This window comes from Actinomycetospora chiangmaiensis DSM 45062, assembly GCF_000379625.1.
Taxonomy (GTDB): Bacteria; Actinomycetota; Actinomycetes; order Mycobacteriales; family Pseudonocardiaceae; genus Actinomycetospora; species Actinomycetospora chiangmaiensis.
The window spans coordinates 1-16,021 of record NZ_KB903225.1; the positions used below are offsets into that span (position 1 = coordinate 1).

The following is a 16,021-nucleotide window of genomic DNA, read 5'->3' on the forward strand; positions in this document are numbered from 1 at the left end:
GGCTACCGCACCCTGCGCGGACGCACCGAGGAGACGGAGCTGCTCGCCCCGGTCGACGCGGGGGCGCGAGTGGTACACCAGGCATCCTCCGAGGCATCCGCCTCTGCCTGACCGTCACCCTCGGCGAGCGGCGGGGCAGGTCCGAACGACGAGACCCGGCGACAACAGAAGCGTTCGCGTGCCGACCACATCGCGCGGCGGGACGGGATCTCGGCCGTCGCCCTAGGGTCGCGCGCATGACCTACCCGTGGCCCGACCAACCCGTGCCGACCGCCGAGGAGGTCGCCGCGCGGGTGCGGACGGAGCAGGACGGCACGGTCCTGCTGATCCGGATGACGCGGCCGGAGAAGCACAACGCGATCGACGCCGCGATGACCCGGGGTCTCGACGTCGCCCTGAACCGCCTCGACGACGACCCCGCCCTGCGCTGCGGTGTCCTCCTCGGCGGGCTGAAGGCGTTCTGCGCGGGGACGGACGTGGCGGTCGGGCCCGGGGCGCCCACCCCGCGCGGCGGGAACTACGGCGTCGTCGCGCGCCGCCGCCGGACGCCGCTGATCGCCGCGGTGGAGGGCATCGCGTTGGGCGGCGGGTTCGAGCTGGCGCTCGCGTGCGACCTCGTCGTGGCCTCGACGAGTGCCCTGTTCGGGCTGCCGGAGGTCGGGCTCGGGCTGGTCGCGAACTGCGGCGCGCTGTTCCGCACCCCGCGGGCCCTCACCCCCGCCGTCGCGAAGCGGCTGCTGCTGACGGGCGACCCGATCGACGCCGCGCGGGCCCACGAGCTGGGCCTGGTCACCGACCTGACCGACCCGGGCGACGCCGAGGCGACGGCCCGCCGGGTCGCGCAGCGCATCGCCGAGCGCTCCCCCGCCGCCGTGGCCGCGACCCTCGCCGCGGTCGACTCCGCCGTGCTCGAGGCCGACGCCCGGGGCTGGGCCGACACCGACGCCGCGGTCGCCGCCGTCGTCGACGGGCCCGAGCGCGCCGAGGGCCTCGCCGCGTTCGCGGAGAAGCGCCCGCCGCGGTGGGCCACGCCGTCGGCGAGCACTCACCCGGCGTCGGGCGCCTCGTCCCGGTAGCGCGAGCGCAGCAGCACCGTCGTCCCCCGCGCGTCGTGGTGGATCGCGACCTCGTCGACCTGCGAGTTCATCAACGTGATCCCGCGGCCGTGCAGCGCCGGCCGCCCCACCACGTCGTGCTCGAGGTCCGCACTCGCGGGCTCCCGCCAGTGGCCGCCGTCGGCGACGGTCACCAGCACCTCCCCGGCGTCCAGCATCACCGTCAGGTCGATGCGGGCCACCCCGTCCCGGCGGTGCGACTCGTCGTAGGCGTGCAGCACGACGTTGTCGATCGCCTCGCTCGCGGCGAGGACCATCCCGTCGGCGACGAGGGCCGGCACGGCGGAGGAGCGCAGCCACTGCCGCAGGTCGTCCCGGATGCGCGGACCCTGGTCGACGTCGGCGCTGTACGCCACGCGCTCGAACTCGACGGCGTCCATGACTCGTCCTTTCGATGACACCAGCAGCCCCTCCCGAAGGGATCGATGCGGACGTCTCACTCGGTCGCGGGATAGCCAGTGGTCCGTCCGCGTCATGCGCCCGCCCGCGGCGATGCGGTCGGCGGACGACAGGGCACGGCCACCGGCGTTTCCCCGACGGTGGAGTGCGAGCGGGCGGCCACTGCGGAAGGCTCGCCGTCGTGAGCAAGGCGCACCCGCAGCAGTGGACGATCCACGACGACGACCATCGTCCCGACCCCGCGGCGGTCGCGGCCCTGGCGGCCTTCCCGACGACGCAGATCGCCGACTCCGGCAGCCCGGTGTCGGTGGTCGGGCCGGGCATCGTGCGCCAGGCGGGCGGCCGCGACTTCTGCGGGCCGGCGGTCACGGTGTGGACGAAGCCGGGCGACATCCTCTTCCTGCTCAAGGCCCCCGACCTGGCCCGCGCCGGTGACGTGCTCGTCGTCGACGGCGGCGGTCGCACCGACGCCGCGATCCTCGGCGACATCATGAGCGGCGCCCTCGCCCGGATCGGTGCCGTGGGCATCGCCATCGACGGCGTCATCCGCGACGCCGACGGCATCGACGAGATCGGCCTGCCGGTCTTCGCCCGCGGGGTCTACCCGACGACGGCGTCCAACGAGGGTCCGGGCGCCATCAACGTCGACGTCGTGCTCGGCGGGGTCGCGGTGCGCCCCGGTGACGTGGTGCGCGGCGACGCGAGCGGGCTCGTCGTCGTGCCGCGGGAGCACGTCGAGGAGGTCGTGCGCCTGACGCAGGCGGTCGAGGACCGGGAGCGGGTGTGGCTCGACGCGATGGAGCAGGGCGCTGGGCTCGCGGCGGCCACCGGGATCGACGAGGTCATCCGCGCCCGCCGCGAGGCGGTCGGCGTACACCTGCCCTGAGGAGGGAATTCCCGCCGCGAGAGCGTGAGAGGGAGACCGAGATGACCGAGCAGGGCCGGGTCCGGCCGCAGCCCGACACCCCCCGGCAGTACCGCCCGCAGGGTGGCAGCCCGACGGCGGGTGACTCCGTCGGCCGGCCCGACGACGCGTGGCTGCTCGAGGACGACGAGTTCCGCTACGCGGGCCGCCTCGACGATCCGGCCCCGGCCGACGGCGCCGAGGTGGAGGCGGCCGGACGGACCTGGTCGGTCGAGGGCGACGCGGAGGTGATCGGCGAGCAGGGGAAGGTGCTCGAGCCGGCGCCCGAACCGTCGTCGGCACCGGCCGAGCGCCTCGCCGTCACCGACCCGTAGCGACGCGCCGCACGACGCGGCCGAGCGAGCCGGGTCCGCCGCGCGGCCCACGCCGCCCGCCCGGTCGGCGGGCGGCGGGATCGCCACGGATCAGGTCACGACCCGATGGCGTCCAGTTCGGCCACCGCGTCCGCGGGCAGCTCGAGGCCCGCGCCGGCGACGTTCTCCCGCAGGTGCTCGACCGACGACGTGCCGGGGATGAGCAGGATGTTCGGCGAGCGCTGCAGCAGCCACGCGAGCGCGACGGCCAGGCGCGAGGCCCCCAGCCGCGCGGCGACCGCGTCCAGCTCGGACGACTGCAGGGGCGAGAAGCCGCCGAGCGGGAAGTAGGGCACGTAGGCGATGTCCTGCGCGGCGAGCGAGTCGATCAGGGCGTCGTCGTCGCGGCGGGCGAGGTTGTACGGGTTCTGCACGCACACGACCGGCGCGATGCGCTGCGCGGCCGCGATCTGGTCGGCGTTCACCGTCGAGAGCCCGAGGTGGCGGATCTTGCCCTGCTGCTGCAGCTCGGCCAGGGTGCCGAAGCGCTCCTCGATCGGCTCCTGCGGCTGCGGCGTCATCGTGTCGGCGCCGCCGGGCATGCGCAGGTTGACGACGTCGAGGGTCTCCAGCCCGAGCCGCTGCAGGTTGTCGTCGACCGCCTGACGCAGCTGGTGCGGCTCGAGCGCCTGCGGCCAGCCGCCCTGCTCGTCACGGAACGCCCCGACCTTCGTGACGATGCGCAGGTCGTCCGGGTAGGGCGCGAGCGCCTCGCGGAGGATCTCGTTCGTGACGTGCGGGCCGTAGAAGTCCGACGTGTCGATGTGGTTGATGCCGAGCGCGACGACCTCACGCAGGACCGCGATCGCGGCGTCCCGGTCGGCGGGCGGGCCGAAGACGTGCGGGCCCGCGAGCTGCATCGCCCCGTAGCCGACGCGGGTGACCTCGAGGTCGCCGAGCTGGTAGGTGCCGCCGGGCAGTTCCGTGGTGATGGACATGGCCCCAGGCTGCCGCGCCCGACCGGACCCTGCGAGGGGAACAGGCTTCCTGGGACTGCGCGTCCCACCCGTCCGGGCGTCGTTGACCGACCCGTGCGGGCGAAGCTCTGGCTGTTCACGGCGCTCACCGTGGTCGGCGTCGTCTTCGTGGCGTTCCGTTACGCCGGGCTCGGCCCGCTGGTCGGGATCCGGCCGCCGGAGGTCCGCCTCGACCTCGCCGACTCCGGCGGCCTCACCGTCCAGAACGAGGTGACCTACCGCGGCGTCCCGGTCGGGGACGTCGATCGCCTGGGCTTCACGACGACGGGGGTGGAGGCGGTGATCCGCCTCCGGCCGGGCGCCCCGGCCGTGCCGGCGTCGGCGGTCGCGGTGGTGACGAACCGCTCGGCGATCGGCGAGGTCTACGTGGACCTGCAGCCGCCGTCGGCCGACGGTCCCGTGCTGGGCGACGGGTCGGTGATCCCCGTCGGGCGGACGCGGTTGCCGGTGGGATCGGTCGTCGGGCTCGGGGCCCTGGACCGGCTCGCGCGCTCGGTCCCGGTGGGCGACCTGCGCCGCACCGTCGACGAGCTGGCCGTCGCCTTCGACCGCACCGGCCCCGACCTCGGCCGGCTGCTCGACTCCTCGCAGCTGCTCGTCGCCGATGCGCGCCGGTCCCTCCCCGCGACGACGGGGCTGCTGCGCGACGGGCGCACCGTGCTCGACACGCAGGTGGCCCTCGGCGGGCAGTTCCGGGCCTTCGCGCGCGACCTCGCGGCGTTCACCGACACCCTGCGCCGCCGCGACGGCGACGTGCGGGCGACGGTCGCGGCGACCCCGCGGGCGGCCGACGAGGTGACCGCCCTCGTGCGGGAGAGCGGGCCCGACCTGGGGCGCACGCTCGCGAACCTGCTGGTGACGGCGCGGATCCTGGAGCCGCGGACCGCCGGCCTCGAGCAGTTCCTCGTCGTGGGGCCGTGGGCCGCCGGGGCGGTCGGCCCTGCGGTGCTGCCCGGGGACGGGCGGCTGCACTTCGGGCTCGTGCTCGACGTCGACGACCCGCCGTCGTGCCGGGCGGGCTACCTGCAGCCCGACGCCGGCTGGCGGGACGCGACCGCGACCGACGCCGTGGCGATGGACACCTCCGTGCGGTGCCGCGAGGCGCCACCGGTGGACGTGCGGGGCGCGCAGCACGCGCCGGGAGCCGAGGGCCCGGGCCGCGCGGACCCGCCGTCGGGAAGGGTCCCGACGACGGGCGGCCCGGCGATCGTGGTGCCGGGGCTCTCGACCCGTTGACCAGCACCTTCGGCACCGCCGCGCCGTGGTGACCCGACGCGCTGTCGGGGGACGGGCGGTCACCCGTGGTGTCATGGCGCGGTGCCGCACGTGTCCACCGTCGTCGCCCGCTCCTGGCAGCAGGTCTACGACTACGCCGCCGACCCCGCGAACCTCCCCCACTGGGCGGCCGGGCTGTCCTCCGCCGCGCTCGTGCCCGGCGACGACGACTGGTGGGCCGCCGACTCCCCGATGGGCACCGTCGGCGTGCGGTTCTGCGCGCGGAACGGGTTCGGCGTGCTCGACCACGTCGTGCGGCTGCCCGACGGCACCGAGGTGCTCAACCCGATGCGCGTCGTCCCGTGGGACGGGGACGCGGAGGTCGTGTTCACCGTCCGCGCGCGGGCCGGCATGACGGACGCGGACGTGGCGGCGGACGTCGAGGCGGTCGCCGCGGACCTGGCGACCCTGAAGCGGATCCTCGAGTCGACCTGACGGCGGAGACCGGCGTCTGGCGGGCGTTGCTCATCGACGGCCCACCGGTGTCACGGGACGCGTCGGAGGGGCCATCGACCCACCGGCCGACCGGGCCGTGATCCGAGGGCGCACGACACCGCCCCGGCCGCAGGGAGCACGGCCGGGGCGGTGTGGTGGCGGCGGCTCAGCCCGCGGGAGCCGGGGCGGCCGGGGCCTGCCCGTTCGGGGCCGCCGGAGCCTGCGGCGCGGCCGGAGCCTGGCCGTTCGGCGCCGCCGGAGCCTGCGGCGCGGCCGGAGCCTGCCCGTTCGGCGCCGCCGGGGCCTGCGGGGCGGCCGGAGCCCGCCCGTTCGGCGCCGCCGGGGCCTGCGGCGCGGCCGGACGCTGCCCGTTCGGCGCCGCGGGAGCCTGCCCGTTCGGCGCCGCCGGGGCCTGGCCGTTCGGCGGCGCGGGCGGCATCGGGGCGCAGCGGCCCGGGCCGCCGGCCGGCCCACCCGGCCCACCGTGCTGGCCGCGTGGACCGTGTGCACCGGGGCCGTGAGCACCCGGGCCACCGGGCCCACCCGGGCCGCCGGGCCCGCCGTCGGGACCCTGCTGCGAGGCCATCGTGACCGTGCCGACGTCACCGATGCCGCCGGGGCCCGACAACGAGGTGCCGAGCGGCGTCGCGAGGAGCACCACGCCCGCCACCACCAGGCCGAGCACGAAGGCGCCGACCGTCCCGAGGATGCCGATCACCCGGCCGCGCGGACGTCCTCCCCGCGTCGAGTCCCGGAACCGCCCCCAGCGCGACCGCTGCGGCACCGGCTCCACCGGCGAGGTCTCGGGGTCGAAATCGCTCATCGGAAGTCCTTCCCGTCTCGTTCGTCCCGCGTCTCCGCGGGCTCGTGATCGACGATGGGGAGCGGACCTGAAGCCACCCTGAGGTCGAGGGGGCGGTCCGGGTTCCTCAGCGGAGCTTCAGCGACTTCAGGCGGACTTCAGTCGCGCCTGGTGGGATGGCTCGCCATGGGTGTCCACGCGGATCCGAACGCGCCGCGCGTCCTGGTCGTCGAGGACGAGGCGACCGTGCGCGAGTCGATCGTCCGGGCGCTGAACCGCTCGGGCCACGTCGCCCTCGGGCTTCCCGACGGCGGGTCGCTCGAGGAGACGCTCGACGGCTTCCGGCCCGATCTCGTGATCCTCGACGTGATGCTGCCGGGCCGCGACGGGTTCGACCTGCTCACGGTCGTCCGGGACCGGACCGACGCGGGCATCGTCATGGTCACCGCGCGCGACGCCCTCGACGACCGGCTCCGCGGCCTCGACACCGGGGCGGACGACTACGTCGTCAAGCCGTTCCTGCTCGAGGAGCTCGCGAGCCGGGTCCGGGCCGTGCTGCGGCGCCGGGGCCGGACCCCGACCGCGCTCGTCGTCGGGGACCTGGTCATCGACGAGGAGGCCGGCGTCGCGACCCGCGCGGGCGTGCCGCTCAAGCTGACGGCGACCGAGCTGCGGTTGCTGCGCTACCTCGCCGAGCAGCGGGGCCGCACGGTGAGCAAGAACCAGATCCTCACGCAGGTGTGGGGCTACGACGCCTACGACCCGAACCTGGTCGAGGTCCACCTGTCCGCGCTGCGCCGCAAGCTCGAGGCGCACGGGCCGCGCATCGTCCACACCAGCCGCGGCCTGGGCTACACACTGCGGCCCACCGACGCGGCGGGAGCGCCGTCGTGAGGTGGCGTCCGGTGCGTCGCGACCGCCCCACGGCGGTCCCCGCGCGCTCCCTGCGGTTCCGGGTCACCGCCACGGTCGTCGCGGTCATGGTGGTGACGCTGCTCGTGGCCGGGATCGTCGTGGACCTCGTGCTCTCCGCCGCCCTGGAGCGCGACCAGCAGAGCCGGCTGACGGAGCGGGCGCAACGGGTCGACCAGCTGGTCGTCCAGCAGGTGCCGGCCGACGAGATGGTGGCCCTGCTCGACGGCCAGGGGGTGCGGGCCGTGCGGGTGGCGGCCGGGGGCGCGGTGCTCCAGGGCGTCCCCCAGCCGCCCACCCCGCCCGGCGGCGGGCCGCCCGGACCGGCCGGTCGCCCGCCCGGCCCGCGCCCGGTGCACGCGGGGCAGGCGCTGATCGTCACGAAGACCCTCCCCGACGGCACGGCCATCGTGCTCTCGGCCGACCCCGGCGAGGTCGATGCCGTGGTCTACCGGCTCCGGGGCGTCATGGTCGGGGTGGGGGTGGTCGGGGTCGTGGGCTCGGCCCTCCTGCTGTTCAGCGGGGTCACCGCCGCGCTGCGCCCGTTGGACGGCATGACCCGGGTGGCGCGCGCCATCACCACCGGCGACCGCGGGCAACGGCTGCGGCCGGCGAACACCGGCACCGAGATCGGGCGGACCGCCGCCGCGTTCGACGAGATGCTCGACGCCCTGGACGCCGCCCAGGGCCGCTCCGACGAGGCCGCGCGCCGCGAGCGTGGTGCCGCCGAGGAGGCCCGGCGCTCCGAGGCGACGACTCGCCGCTTCCTCTCCGACGCCGCCCACGAGCTGCGGACGCCCCTGGCCGGGATGCAGACCCTCGCCGAGACGCTGGTCCGCGACTCCGACGAGGACCGGGAGGTGCGCGAGGAGCTCGCCATCGCCCTCGTCCGCGAGACCTCGCGGGCCTCGGCGCTCGTCTCGGACATGCTCGACCTCGCCCGCATCGAGGGCGGCCAGGAACTCGACCGGGAGGAGGTCGACCTCGCGCGGCTGGCCCGCGAACAGGTCGACCACGTCCGCCTGGTGAGCCCCGCGCTCGACCTGCAGATCGAGACCGACGGACCCGTCGTCGCGGCGATCGATGCCCAGAAGGTGCGGCGTGTCCTGGTCAACCTGCTCGACAACGCCCGACGTCACGTGGGCGCGGATGGAGTGATCAGCGTCGGGGTATCGGCCGACCGAGACGTCGGGGACGGCGGAGAGCCGAGGGGACGCATCGTGGTGCACAACGACGGCGAGGTCATCGCCGAGGAGGACCGGGACCGGGTCTTCGACCGGCTGGTCCGGCTCGACGAGGCGCGGGCGGGCGACGCCGGCGGGGCGGGCCTCGGGCTCTCGATCGCGCGGGCGCTCGTCCGTGCCCACGGCGGCGACCTCGTCTACCGCGCCGTGCCGGGCGGGTCGGACTTCGTCGTCACGCTGCCGCTCGCGACGTCCGGCGCCGCCGCGGCCGGCCCCGTGGCGCACCGGTGACCGGGCGGCTGCGGCAGGCCCTGCGGCCGCGCCGCGTGGTGCTCGGCCTGGTCGTCGTGGTGGCCGTGGTGATCGCGGCCAAGGTCCTGCTCGACAACAGCGACGAGCTGCTCGGCGCCGCCGACACCCTCACCCACCTCGAATGGGGATGGGTGGCGGTCGCGCTCGTCCTCGAGGTGATGTCGTACGCGACCCGTGGCGTGGGGCAGAGCATCCTGCTGCGGCAGGCACCGGGGGTCGTGCCGGACGGCCGGGGGCGCCCCGGCTACGTCGTCCTCGGCGCCGGGACGCTCGCGGGCGACGCGGCCGCGTACTGCCTGCCGTTCGGGTTCGCGGCCTCCGGCGTGGTGATGTTCCGCGTGCTCCGCCGCCGGTCGGTCGACCCGACGGTCGCCGGGTGGATGTTCGCGGTGTCGACGCTGCTCTACCTGGGCGCGATGTGCGTGCTGACCATCGGCGCGGTCGAGATCGCCGGCGGCGAGGACCCCGTCCCGGGGCTCCAGGAGGCGGCCCTCATCCTCATCGTCGTCCTCGGCGTCCTCGGGCTGGGCTTCGTCGCCCTGCGGCGCGGCCCCCTGGTGGGCCTCGCCCGCCGGCTGCGGATCCGGCGCCGCGCCGCGTCGGTGAGGTCGGCCCGACGCGACGCCGCGCTGGAGGCCGGCGCCCTCCCCACCCCCGGGCCGGTCGGCCGCGTGCTGCTGAACCTGCGCCGCCGCACGCGCGAGCACGTCGGCGTGCTCCGGACGATCCGCGTGCCCCCCGCCCTGCTCACGGCCGCCTTCGCGATGATGCTGCTGAGCTGGCTGTCCGACATCGCAGTGCTGGGGATCGCCTACGAGTCGGTCGGCTCCTCCCCGCCGTGGCTCGGGCTGCTCCTCGCCTACTGTGCCGGGCAGGTCGCCGCCGCCATGCCGGTGACCCCGGGCGGGCTCGGCGTCGTCGAGGGCAGCCTGACCCTGGCCCTCGTGGCGTTCGGCAGTTCGGAGAACACCTCGCTGGCCGCCGTGCTGCTCTACCGGCTCATCGCCTACTGGATGTGCATCCCGCTCGGGGCCCTCGCGTGGCTGGGGCTGCGGGCGGCCGTGCGCCGTCGGACGGGGACTCCCCCCGTCTCGACCGCGGTCGCGTCCGACCCCGACTCCCCGGCGGTGGCGGCGTGACCGCGCGGCGCCGCCGGGCGGCCGCCCTCCTCGGCGGGGTCGTCCTCGCGTCCTGCCTGACGGGGTGCGCCGCCCCGGGCGGCGGCGCGGGCGCGCACAACGCCGTCGGGAAGTGCGCGTCGGTCATCGGTCTCTCCCGCACCGCCGTGCCGGGCGGCGGCGCCCCGGAGATCATCCGGCCGGTGACGGTGGAGGACATCGGCGCGCTGACGCTGGCCGCGGGGGTGCCGACGACGCTGCCGACGACGAAGGCCCCGAAGCCCGCCGGCCCGCCGCCGGTCCCGCCGCCCACCGACGCCGCGGGCGACCCGATCCCGCGCTACTGCCTCGTCGTCGTGCCGGGGCGCTTCGCGCCGAACTCGGTCCCCGGGGCCGTCCCCGCCGGCGCGGGCGGCGACCACGTGCTGGTGGTGGCGGCGACCCGGCCGGCGCAGGTCGAGCGGCTGCTGATCACGACGGGGGTGCCGTCGATCGCGACGCCGCACCCGTGGTGGCAGTTCTGGAAGAGCTGAGCGCGCTGGGCCGGGTGCGCTCGTCCGATTGGTTGAAACGGGTCCTTCCCCCGATCGTGCCCGGGTCGTTACCCTTCGGTGACGTCCAATCAGATTGCCTTGCGGGGGTGGGATGGACCGGGTCGGGGAGTACACCTGGAGCCCCGGCGTCGACCACTGGGAGTGGAACGACACCATGTTCCACCTGCTCGGCTACGTCCCCGGCCAGGTCCGGCCCAGCCGCGCGCTGGTCATCGCCCACAAGCACCCGGCCGACCGGGCGCAGGTGGAGCACGTCCTGGCCGACGCCTGCAGCAACCGACTGGCGTACACCCACCGGCACCGCATCGTGTCCGTGACCGGCGAGATCCACGAGGTGGGCGCGATCGGCTACCCCGTCGCCTCCCGGTCACCGAGCCTGCTGCTGCACGGCTACCTCGTGCACCTCGCGACCCACCAGCCCTCGCCGTCGACGGCCCGCGCCGCCGGCGCCTCGGCCCGGCCACCGCAGGCACCGTCCCCGGCGAGCGCGGCCGGTCCCCCGACGGTGCCGTTCACGATCCCCGACCCGACCACCGCCGCGCCCTGGACCCTCGACCCGGGCCGGGAGCACGACCGGTTCCTGGTGCGGGCCGTCGACGTCCTCGCCGACGCGACCGAGCTCCCGCACGGGGCCGCGGCCGCGCTGGTGGCCCACCTCGCGAACACCGGCGCCCTGCCGCTCATCTCGGTGGCGGAGCGCATCCTCGCCATGCGCCTGGACCCCGACGTCGACGGGCTCGGCGGCCTGCTCGCCGCGGTGGTCCGCCCGGACCCGACCGACTGATCGGTGACGTGGGTCGCATTCGATCACGCCGACGTTTAGCGTGACCGGGAGCACAGTCGTTCCCGCTCGGAGGCCCGAGATGCGTGCACCGCGCCACGTCCGCCTGACCACCCCGCTCGTCCGCGACGGCGGCGTCCTGCGGGAGGCGAGCTGGGAGGAGGCGCTCGACCGGGCCGCCGCCGGCTTCCGCGGCGTGCCGGGCGACGCGTACGGGATGTTCTCCTGCTCGAAGGCCACCAACGAGCTGAACTTCATGGCCCAGAAGTTCGCGCGGGTGGTGATGGGGTCCAACAACGTGGACTCCTGCAACCGCACTTGACACGCTCCCAGCGTCGTCGGTCTGACGGCGGTGTTCGGCGCCGGTGGCGGCACCAGCGCCTACTCCGAGGTCGAGGACACCGACCTCGTCCTGCTCTGGGGCTCCAACGCGCGCGAGACCCACCCGATCTACTTCCACCACGTCCTGACGGGTCTGCGCCGCGGTGCCGCGATGTACGTCGTCGACCCGCGGCGGACCTCGACGGCCCGGTGGGCCCGGGGCCACCTGCCGCTCGACGTCGGGACCGACATCGCGCTCGCCCACGGGATGGGACGCGCCATCCTCGACGCCGGGCTGGAGAACCGCGCCTTCATCGAGCGCGCCACCACCGGGTTCGACGAGTACGTGCGCGCGGTGGAGCCGTGGACCCTGGAGAAGACCGCCGAGGTCACGGGCGTCGACGCCGGGCTGGTCCGCGAGACCGCGCTGGCCTATGCGTGCGCCGACCGCGCCCAACTGTGCTGGACGCTCGGCATCACCGAGCACCACAACGCCGTCGACAACGTGCGCGCCCTGATCGACCTCGCCCTGCTCACCGGCCACGTCGGGCGCTGGGGCTCGGGGCTCGTCCCGTTGCGCGGGCAGAACAACGTGCAGGGCGGCGGCGACATGGGCGCCATCCCGAACCGGCTGCCCGGCGGGTACGACGTCACCGACGACACGCACCGCGCCCGCTTCGACGCCGCCTGGGGCAGCTCGATCCCGGCGGCCCGGGGTCTGCACCTCTCCCAGATGTTCGAGGCGATGGAGCGCCGGGAGCTGCGGGCGGTCTACGTCGTCGGCGAGAACCCGGCCGAGTCCGAGGCCGACGTCGCGCACGCCCGCGCCCTGCTCTCCGGGCTCGACCACCTCGTCGTGCAGGACATCTTCCGCACCGCGACCGCCGAGCTCGCCGACGTGGTGCTGCCCAGCTGCGCCGACTGGTGCGAGTACGAGGGCACCGTCACCTCGTCGGAACGACGGGTCCAGCGGGTGCGCAAGGCGATCGAGCCGCCCGGGCTGGCCCGCCCCGACACCGAGATCCTGTGCGATCTGGCCCGCCGGCTCGGGCACGACTGGGGCACGCCCTCGCCGGAGGAGGTCTGGGACGAGCTGCGTTCGCTCTCCCTCGACTGGCACGCCGGGATGTCCTACGCCCGCCTCGAGGCCGAGGGCGGCCTGCAGTGGCCGTGCCCCTCGCTCGACCACCCGGGCACCCCGACGATGCACACCCGGCTCTGGGAGCGCGACCCCGCGCGGCGCGGGAAGCCCGCGCCGTTCGCCCCGGTGGTGCACGCCGGGCCGCTCGACGAGCTGTCCGCGGAGTTCCCGCTGCGGCTCACCACGGTCCGCCGCCTCGACTCCTACAACTCCGGCGTCCAGACCGGCGGCTACACCTCGCCGCTGCGGCGCGACGAGGCGCTCTGCCTGGACGCGAGCGACGGGCGGGCCCTCGGGGTGCACGACGGCGAGCGGGTGCGGGTGGTCTCGCGCCGCGGCGCGGTCGAGGCGCCCGTCCGCTTCGACGACGCCGCCCGCCCCGGGCTCGCCTTCATCACGCCGCACTTCTCCGAGCAGGTCGACGTCAACCTCATCACCAACGAGGCGTGGGACCCGCAGTCGGGGACCTCGGAGTTCAAGGCGACCGCGATCCGCATCGAGAAGCTCGCCGTCGGGGCCCGCGTCCCGGTGGCCGGCGCGTAGGAGGTCTCCGCGTGGATCTGGTCCTGCTCCCGGACGCGTCGACCGACGCCGAACGGGCCGCCGTGGACGGCGTCGTCGGCGCCCCGGCGCAGCCGCGGCGGGACCTCCTGCTGCCGGCCCTGCACGCCGTGATGGACGCGGTCGGGTGGATCAGCCGGGGCGCGCTGTCCTACGTCTGCGACCGGCTGCACGTCCCGCCGGCCGAGGCGTACGGGGTCGCGACGTTCTACGCGCTGTTCTCGGTGACCCCGCGCGCGCCGCGGACCGCGCACGTCTGCGACGACGTCGGGTGCGCGGCGTTCGGCGGCGAGGACCTGTGCGCCGCGATGGAGGAACGGCTCGGCCCCGCGGGCTCGGGCGACGAGGTCACCTGGACCCGCAGCCCCTGCCTCGGCCTGTGCGAACGCGCGCCGGCCGTGTTCCTGCAGCTCGCCACCCCGCCCTCCGAGCGCGAGGGGAGCCCTGACGCCACCAGAGCGCTCGAATCCTCCCCTCACGACGACGCCCACGGTCCTGGCGGCCACGCCCAGATCGCCCCCGCGACCGCCGACGCCGTCGTCCGGGCCCTGCACGGCGACGACGTCCCCGGGCCCGACCCCGTCGTCAGCACCCCGCAGGCCGGGGCGCCGGACCTCGAGCTGCTGTCGCGCGTGGGGGTGGTGGACCCCGGCGACCTCGACTCCTACCGCGCGGCGGGCGGGTACGCCGGGCTGCGGCGGGCCCTCGCCGTCGGGCCCGCCCGGGTGGTCGACGAGATCACGGTCGCGTCGCTGACCGGCCGGGGCGGCGCCGCGTTCCCCACCGGCACGAAGTGGGCCGCCGTCGCCGGCTCCCCCGAACCGGAGAAGTACCTCGTCTGCAACGCCGACGAGTCCGAGCCCGGCACCTTCAAGGACCGGGTGCTCATGGAGGCCGACCCGTTCGCGCTGGTCGAGGCGATGACCGTCGCCGGGATCGCCGTGGGGGCACGCACCGGCTACCTCTACGTGCGCGGTGAGTACCCGGCGGCGGAGCGGGCCCTGGTCAGGGCGGTCGACGAGGCCCGACGGCACGGCTTCCTCGGCGACGACGTCATGGGCTCGGGCCGGACGTTCGACGTCGAGCTCCGCCGGGGCGCCGGCGCGTACATCTGCGGCGAGGAGACCGCTCTGATGAACTCGCTCGAGGGCCGCCGCGGCGAGCCCCGGGCGAAACCGCCGTTCCCCACCGTGGCCGGACTGTTCGGGAAGCCGACGGTCATCAACAACGTCGAGACGCTGGTCAACGTCCTGCGGATCGTGGCGGAGGGCGGCCCCGCCTTCGCGTCGGTCGGCTCCGGCCGGTCCACGGGCACGAAGCTCTTCTGCCTCTCGGGCGTCGTGGCACGGCCCGGCGTCTACGAGGTCCCGATGGGAACGACGCTGCGGGAACTGCTCGAGCTCGCGGGCGGGGTGCCGCCGGACCTGCGGGCGATCCTCCTCGGCGGCGCCGCGGGCTCGTTCGTGACCCCCGACCAGCTCGACGTCCCGCTCACCCTCGAGGGCACCCGCGAGATCGGCGCGACCCTCGGCTCCGGGGTGGTGCTGTGCTTCGACTCCTCGACGGACTTCGCCGCCGTGCTGCGGCGGATCGCGGGGTTCTTCCGCGACGAGTCGTGCGGGCAGTGCGTGCCGTGCCGGGTCGGCACCGTCCGTCAGGAGGAGGCACTCGCCCGGATCGTGCGCGGTCGCGAGATCGGCGGGCGCACCGTCGAGCTGCAGCTGCTGCGCGACGTCGACCGCGTCATGACCGACGCGTCCATCTGCGGCCTCGGCCAGACCGCGGCCTCCGCGGTGCGCTCGGCCCTGGCCCTCGGTCTCGTGGGGGGATCGTCATGACCGTGGTCGACCTCGGCACCATCCGGCGGCTGGTGAGCGTCACCGTCGACGACGTCGAGCACCGCGTGCCCGAGGGCGCCACGATCATGGACGTCCTCGACGACGCCGGCGCCGACACCCCGCGGCTCTGCCAGGCCCCCAACCTCACGCCCGTCAACGCCTGCCGGGTGTGCGTGGTGGAGGTCGAGGGCTCGCGCCCGCTCGTGCCGTCCTGCGCGCGGAAGGTCGAGGACGGCATGGTCGTCCGCACCGACACCGAGCGCGTGGCGCACAGCCGGAAAATGGTGCTGGAACTGCTCGCGAGCGCCAACGACCTGTCGGAGGCCGGCGACGACGTCGCCCGCTGGCAGATCGAGTACGGCGCCGACCCCGAGCGCTACGGCCCGCCCGGACCACCCGCCGCCGCGGGTGAGCGCGGCAACCGGCACCCCGGGCACCACGGCCTTCCCGACGGCGAGACGCGGGCGACGGTCGCGCAGCCGGTCACCGTCGACAACGACCTCTACGTGCGCGACTACGCCCGCTGCATCCTCTGCTACAAGTGCGTCGAGGCGTGCGGCACCGACGCGCAGAACACCTTCGCGATCGCCGTCGCCGGCCGCGGGTTCGACGCGACGATCTCCACGGAGTTCGCCGTCCCCCTCCCCGACTCCGCCTGCGTGTACTGCGGCAACTGCATCGGCGTCTGCCCGACCGGCGCGCTGAAGTCGGTGGCCGAGCACGAACGGCGCGAGGCCGGGACCTGGGATCCCGAGGGCGAGACGGTGACGTCGACGATCTGCTCGTTCTGCGGGGTCGGCTGCACCCTCGAGCTGCACGTCCAGGACAACACCATCGTCAACGTGACCTCCCCGCACGACCACGCCGTGACCCACGGGCACCTGTGCATCAAGGGCCGGTTCGGGTTCCAGCATGTGCAGAATGTGGCTCCGCCAGGTGAGCACTAACTGGGCCTATAGCCCCACGTAGTGCTCACGAGCGAGCGCAGCGAGCACACTCGCGCGGGTTGAGATCCCGC

16 protein-coding genes are annotated in these 16,021 nt (G+C 75.4%); 13 read left to right on the forward strand and 3 right to left on the reverse strand.

The features are described from left to right. Positions 1 to 236 precede the first annotated feature (236 nt). The gene (locus A3CO_RS0111675; protein WP_018332429.1) at positions 237 to 1,076 is read left to right on the forward strand and encodes an enoyl-CoA hydratase-related protein; all 840 of its coding nucleotides are present in this window, start codon (positions 237 to 239) and stop codon (positions 1,074 to 1,076) included. Here the strand turns inward: A3CO_RS0111675 and A3CO_RS0111680 are convergent. Further along, a complete protein-coding gene (locus tag A3CO_RS0111680; RefSeq protein WP_018332430.1) occupies positions 1,046 to 1,495 on the reverse strand; it encodes an ATP-binding protein in 450 nt (149 codons plus the stop codon). The genes A3CO_RS0111675 and A3CO_RS0111680 overlap by 31 nt on opposite strands. A gap of 200 nt (positions 1,496 to 1,695) precedes the next feature. On the opposite strand from A3CO_RS0111680, the gene A3CO_RS0111685 reads away from it, so the two are divergent. Both A3CO_RS0111685 and A3CO_RS0111690 read left to right on the forward strand, forming a co-directional pair. Continuing rightward, positions 1,696 to 2,400: an RraA family protein gene (locus tag A3CO_RS0111685; RefSeq protein WP_018332431.1), complete on the forward strand. Its 705-nt coding sequence runs from the start codon at positions 1,696 to 1,698 to the stop codon at positions 2,398 to 2,400. A gap of 41 nt (positions 2,401 to 2,441) precedes the next feature. Next, complete coding sequence (locus A3CO_RS0111690) at positions 2,442 to 2,753, forward strand: hypothetical protein (RefSeq protein ID WP_018332432.1); 312 nt, start codon at positions 2,442 to 2,444, stop codon at positions 2,751 to 2,753. A gap of 95 nt (positions 2,754 to 2,848) precedes the next feature. Here A3CO_RS0111690 and A3CO_RS0111695 read toward each other — a convergent pair whose 3' ends face one another. Then, positions 2,849 to 3,730 carry an oxidoreductase gene (locus A3CO_RS0111695; protein ID WP_018332433.1) on the reverse strand — a complete coding sequence of 294 codons (882 nt, stop codon included), beginning with the start codon at positions 3,728 to 3,730 and terminating at the stop codon, positions 2,849 to 2,851. Positions 3,731 to 3,823: 93 nt separating this feature from the next. Here A3CO_RS0111695 and A3CO_RS31640 point away from each other — a divergent pair, with 93 nt between their 5' ends. Together A3CO_RS31640 and A3CO_RS0111705 are read left to right on the forward strand one after the other, a co-directional pair. Further along, positions 3,824 to 5,005, forward strand: a complete 1,182-nt coding sequence (locus A3CO_RS31640) for an MCE family protein (RefSeq protein ID WP_018332434.1) — start codon at positions 3,824 to 3,826, stop codon at positions 5,003 to 5,005. A 90-nt stretch (positions 5,006 to 5,095) separates the two neighbouring features. After that, entirely contained in the window at positions 5,096 to 5,479 is a 384-nt protein-coding gene (locus tag A3CO_RS0111705; RefSeq protein WP_211214454.1) for an SRPBCC family protein, read from the forward strand. A gap of 166 nt (positions 5,480 to 5,645) precedes the next feature. Here the strand turns inward: A3CO_RS0111705 and A3CO_RS37495 are convergent, their stop codons facing one another. Continuing rightward, positions 5,646 to 6,302, reverse strand: coding sequence for a hypothetical protein (locus A3CO_RS37495; RefSeq protein ID WP_051085923.1), 657 nt, complete (start codon positions 6,300 to 6,302; stop codon positions 5,646 to 5,648). Between the two features lie 165 nt (positions 6,303 to 6,467). Between A3CO_RS37495 and A3CO_RS0111720 the strand changes: the two genes are divergently transcribed. From A3CO_RS0111720 to A3CO_RS0111755, 8 genes are all read left to right on the forward strand, one after another. After that, a complete protein-coding gene (locus tag A3CO_RS0111720; RefSeq protein ID WP_018332436.1) occupies positions 6,468 to 7,175 on the forward strand; it encodes a response regulator transcription factor in 708 nt (235 codons plus the stop codon). Positions 7,176 to 7,186: 11 nt separating this feature from the next. After that, on the forward strand, positions 7,187 to 8,668 hold the full coding sequence (locus A3CO_RS31650; protein WP_018332437.1) for a sensor histidine kinase: 1,482 nt from the start codon (positions 7,187 to 7,189) through the stop codon (positions 8,666 to 8,668). Continuing rightward, the gene (locus A3CO_RS35725; protein ID WP_018332438.1) at positions 8,665 to 9,828 is read left to right on the forward strand and encodes a lysylphosphatidylglycerol synthase transmembrane domain-containing protein; all 1,164 of its coding nucleotides are present in this window, start codon (positions 8,665 to 8,667) and stop codon (positions 9,826 to 9,828) included. Before A3CO_RS31650 ends, A3CO_RS35725 begins: the two co-directional genes overlap by 4 nt. Beyond that, entirely contained in the window at positions 9,825 to 10,340 is a 516-nt protein-coding gene (locus A3CO_RS0111735; RefSeq protein ID WP_018332439.1) for a hypothetical protein, read from the forward strand. Before A3CO_RS35725 ends, A3CO_RS0111735 begins: the two co-directional genes overlap by 4 nt. 112 nt (positions 10,341 to 10,452) lie before the next feature. Further along, on the forward strand, positions 10,453 to 11,145 hold the full coding sequence (locus A3CO_RS35730; RefSeq protein ID WP_018332440.1) for a PAS domain-containing protein: 693 nt from the start codon (positions 10,453 to 10,455) through the stop codon (positions 11,143 to 11,145). A 79-nt stretch (positions 11,146 to 11,224) separates the two neighbouring features. Further along, the gene (locus tag A3CO_RS34960) at positions 11,225 to 13,147 is read left to right on the forward strand and encodes a molybdopterin oxidoreductase family protein (RefSeq protein ID WP_084681743.1); all 1,923 of its coding nucleotides are present in this window, start codon (positions 11,225 to 11,227) and stop codon (positions 13,145 to 13,147) included. A gap of 11 nt (positions 13,148 to 13,158) precedes the next feature. Next, positions 13,159 to 15,003 carry an NAD(P)H-dependent oxidoreductase subunit E gene (locus A3CO_RS0111750; protein ID WP_018332443.1) on the forward strand — a complete coding sequence of 615 codons (1,845 nt, stop codon included), beginning with the start codon at positions 13,159 to 13,161 and terminating at the stop codon, positions 15,001 to 15,003. After that, positions 15,000 to 15,950 (forward strand): 2Fe-2S iron-sulfur cluster-binding protein, encoded by a 951-nt coding sequence (locus A3CO_RS0111755; RefSeq protein WP_018332444.1) that lies wholly within the window; start codon positions 15,000 to 15,002, stop codon positions 15,948 to 15,950. The genes A3CO_RS0111750 and A3CO_RS0111755 overlap by 4 nt, the downstream gene beginning before the upstream one ends. The last annotated feature ends 71 nt before the right edge of the window (positions 15,951 to 16,021 follow it).

Coding starts and splice junctions, on each gene's coding strand:
- A3CO_RS0111695 (WP_018332433.1), bottom strand. CDS start 3,730: ATGTCCATCACCACGGAACTGCCCGGCGGCACCTACCAGCTCGGCGAC.
- A3CO_RS0111720 (WP_018332436.1), top strand. CDS start 6,468: ATGGGTGTCCACGCGGATCCGAACGCGCCGCGCGTCCTGGTCGTCGAG.
- A3CO_RS0111690 (WP_018332432.1), top strand. CDS start 2,442: ATGACCGAGCAGGGCCGGGTCCGGCCGCAGCCCGACACCCCCCGGCAG.
- A3CO_RS0111755 (WP_018332444.1), top strand. CDS start 15,000: ATGACCGTGGTCGACCTCGGCACCATCCGGCGGCTGGTGAGCGTCACC.
- A3CO_RS37495 (WP_051085923.1), bottom strand. CDS start 6,302: ATGAGCGATTTCGACCCCGAGACCTCGCCGGTGGAGCCGGTGCCGCAG.
- A3CO_RS0111675 (WP_018332429.1), top strand. CDS start 237: ATGACCTACCCGTGGCCCGACCAACCCGTGCCGACCGCCGAGGAGGTC.
- A3CO_RS0111680 (WP_018332430.1), bottom strand. CDS start 1,495: ATGGACGCCGTCGAGTTCGAGCGCGTGGCGTACAGCGCCGACGTCGAC.
- A3CO_RS35730 (WP_018332440.1), top strand. CDS start 10,453: ATGGACCGGGTCGGGGAGTACACCTGGAGCCCCGGCGTCGACCACTGG.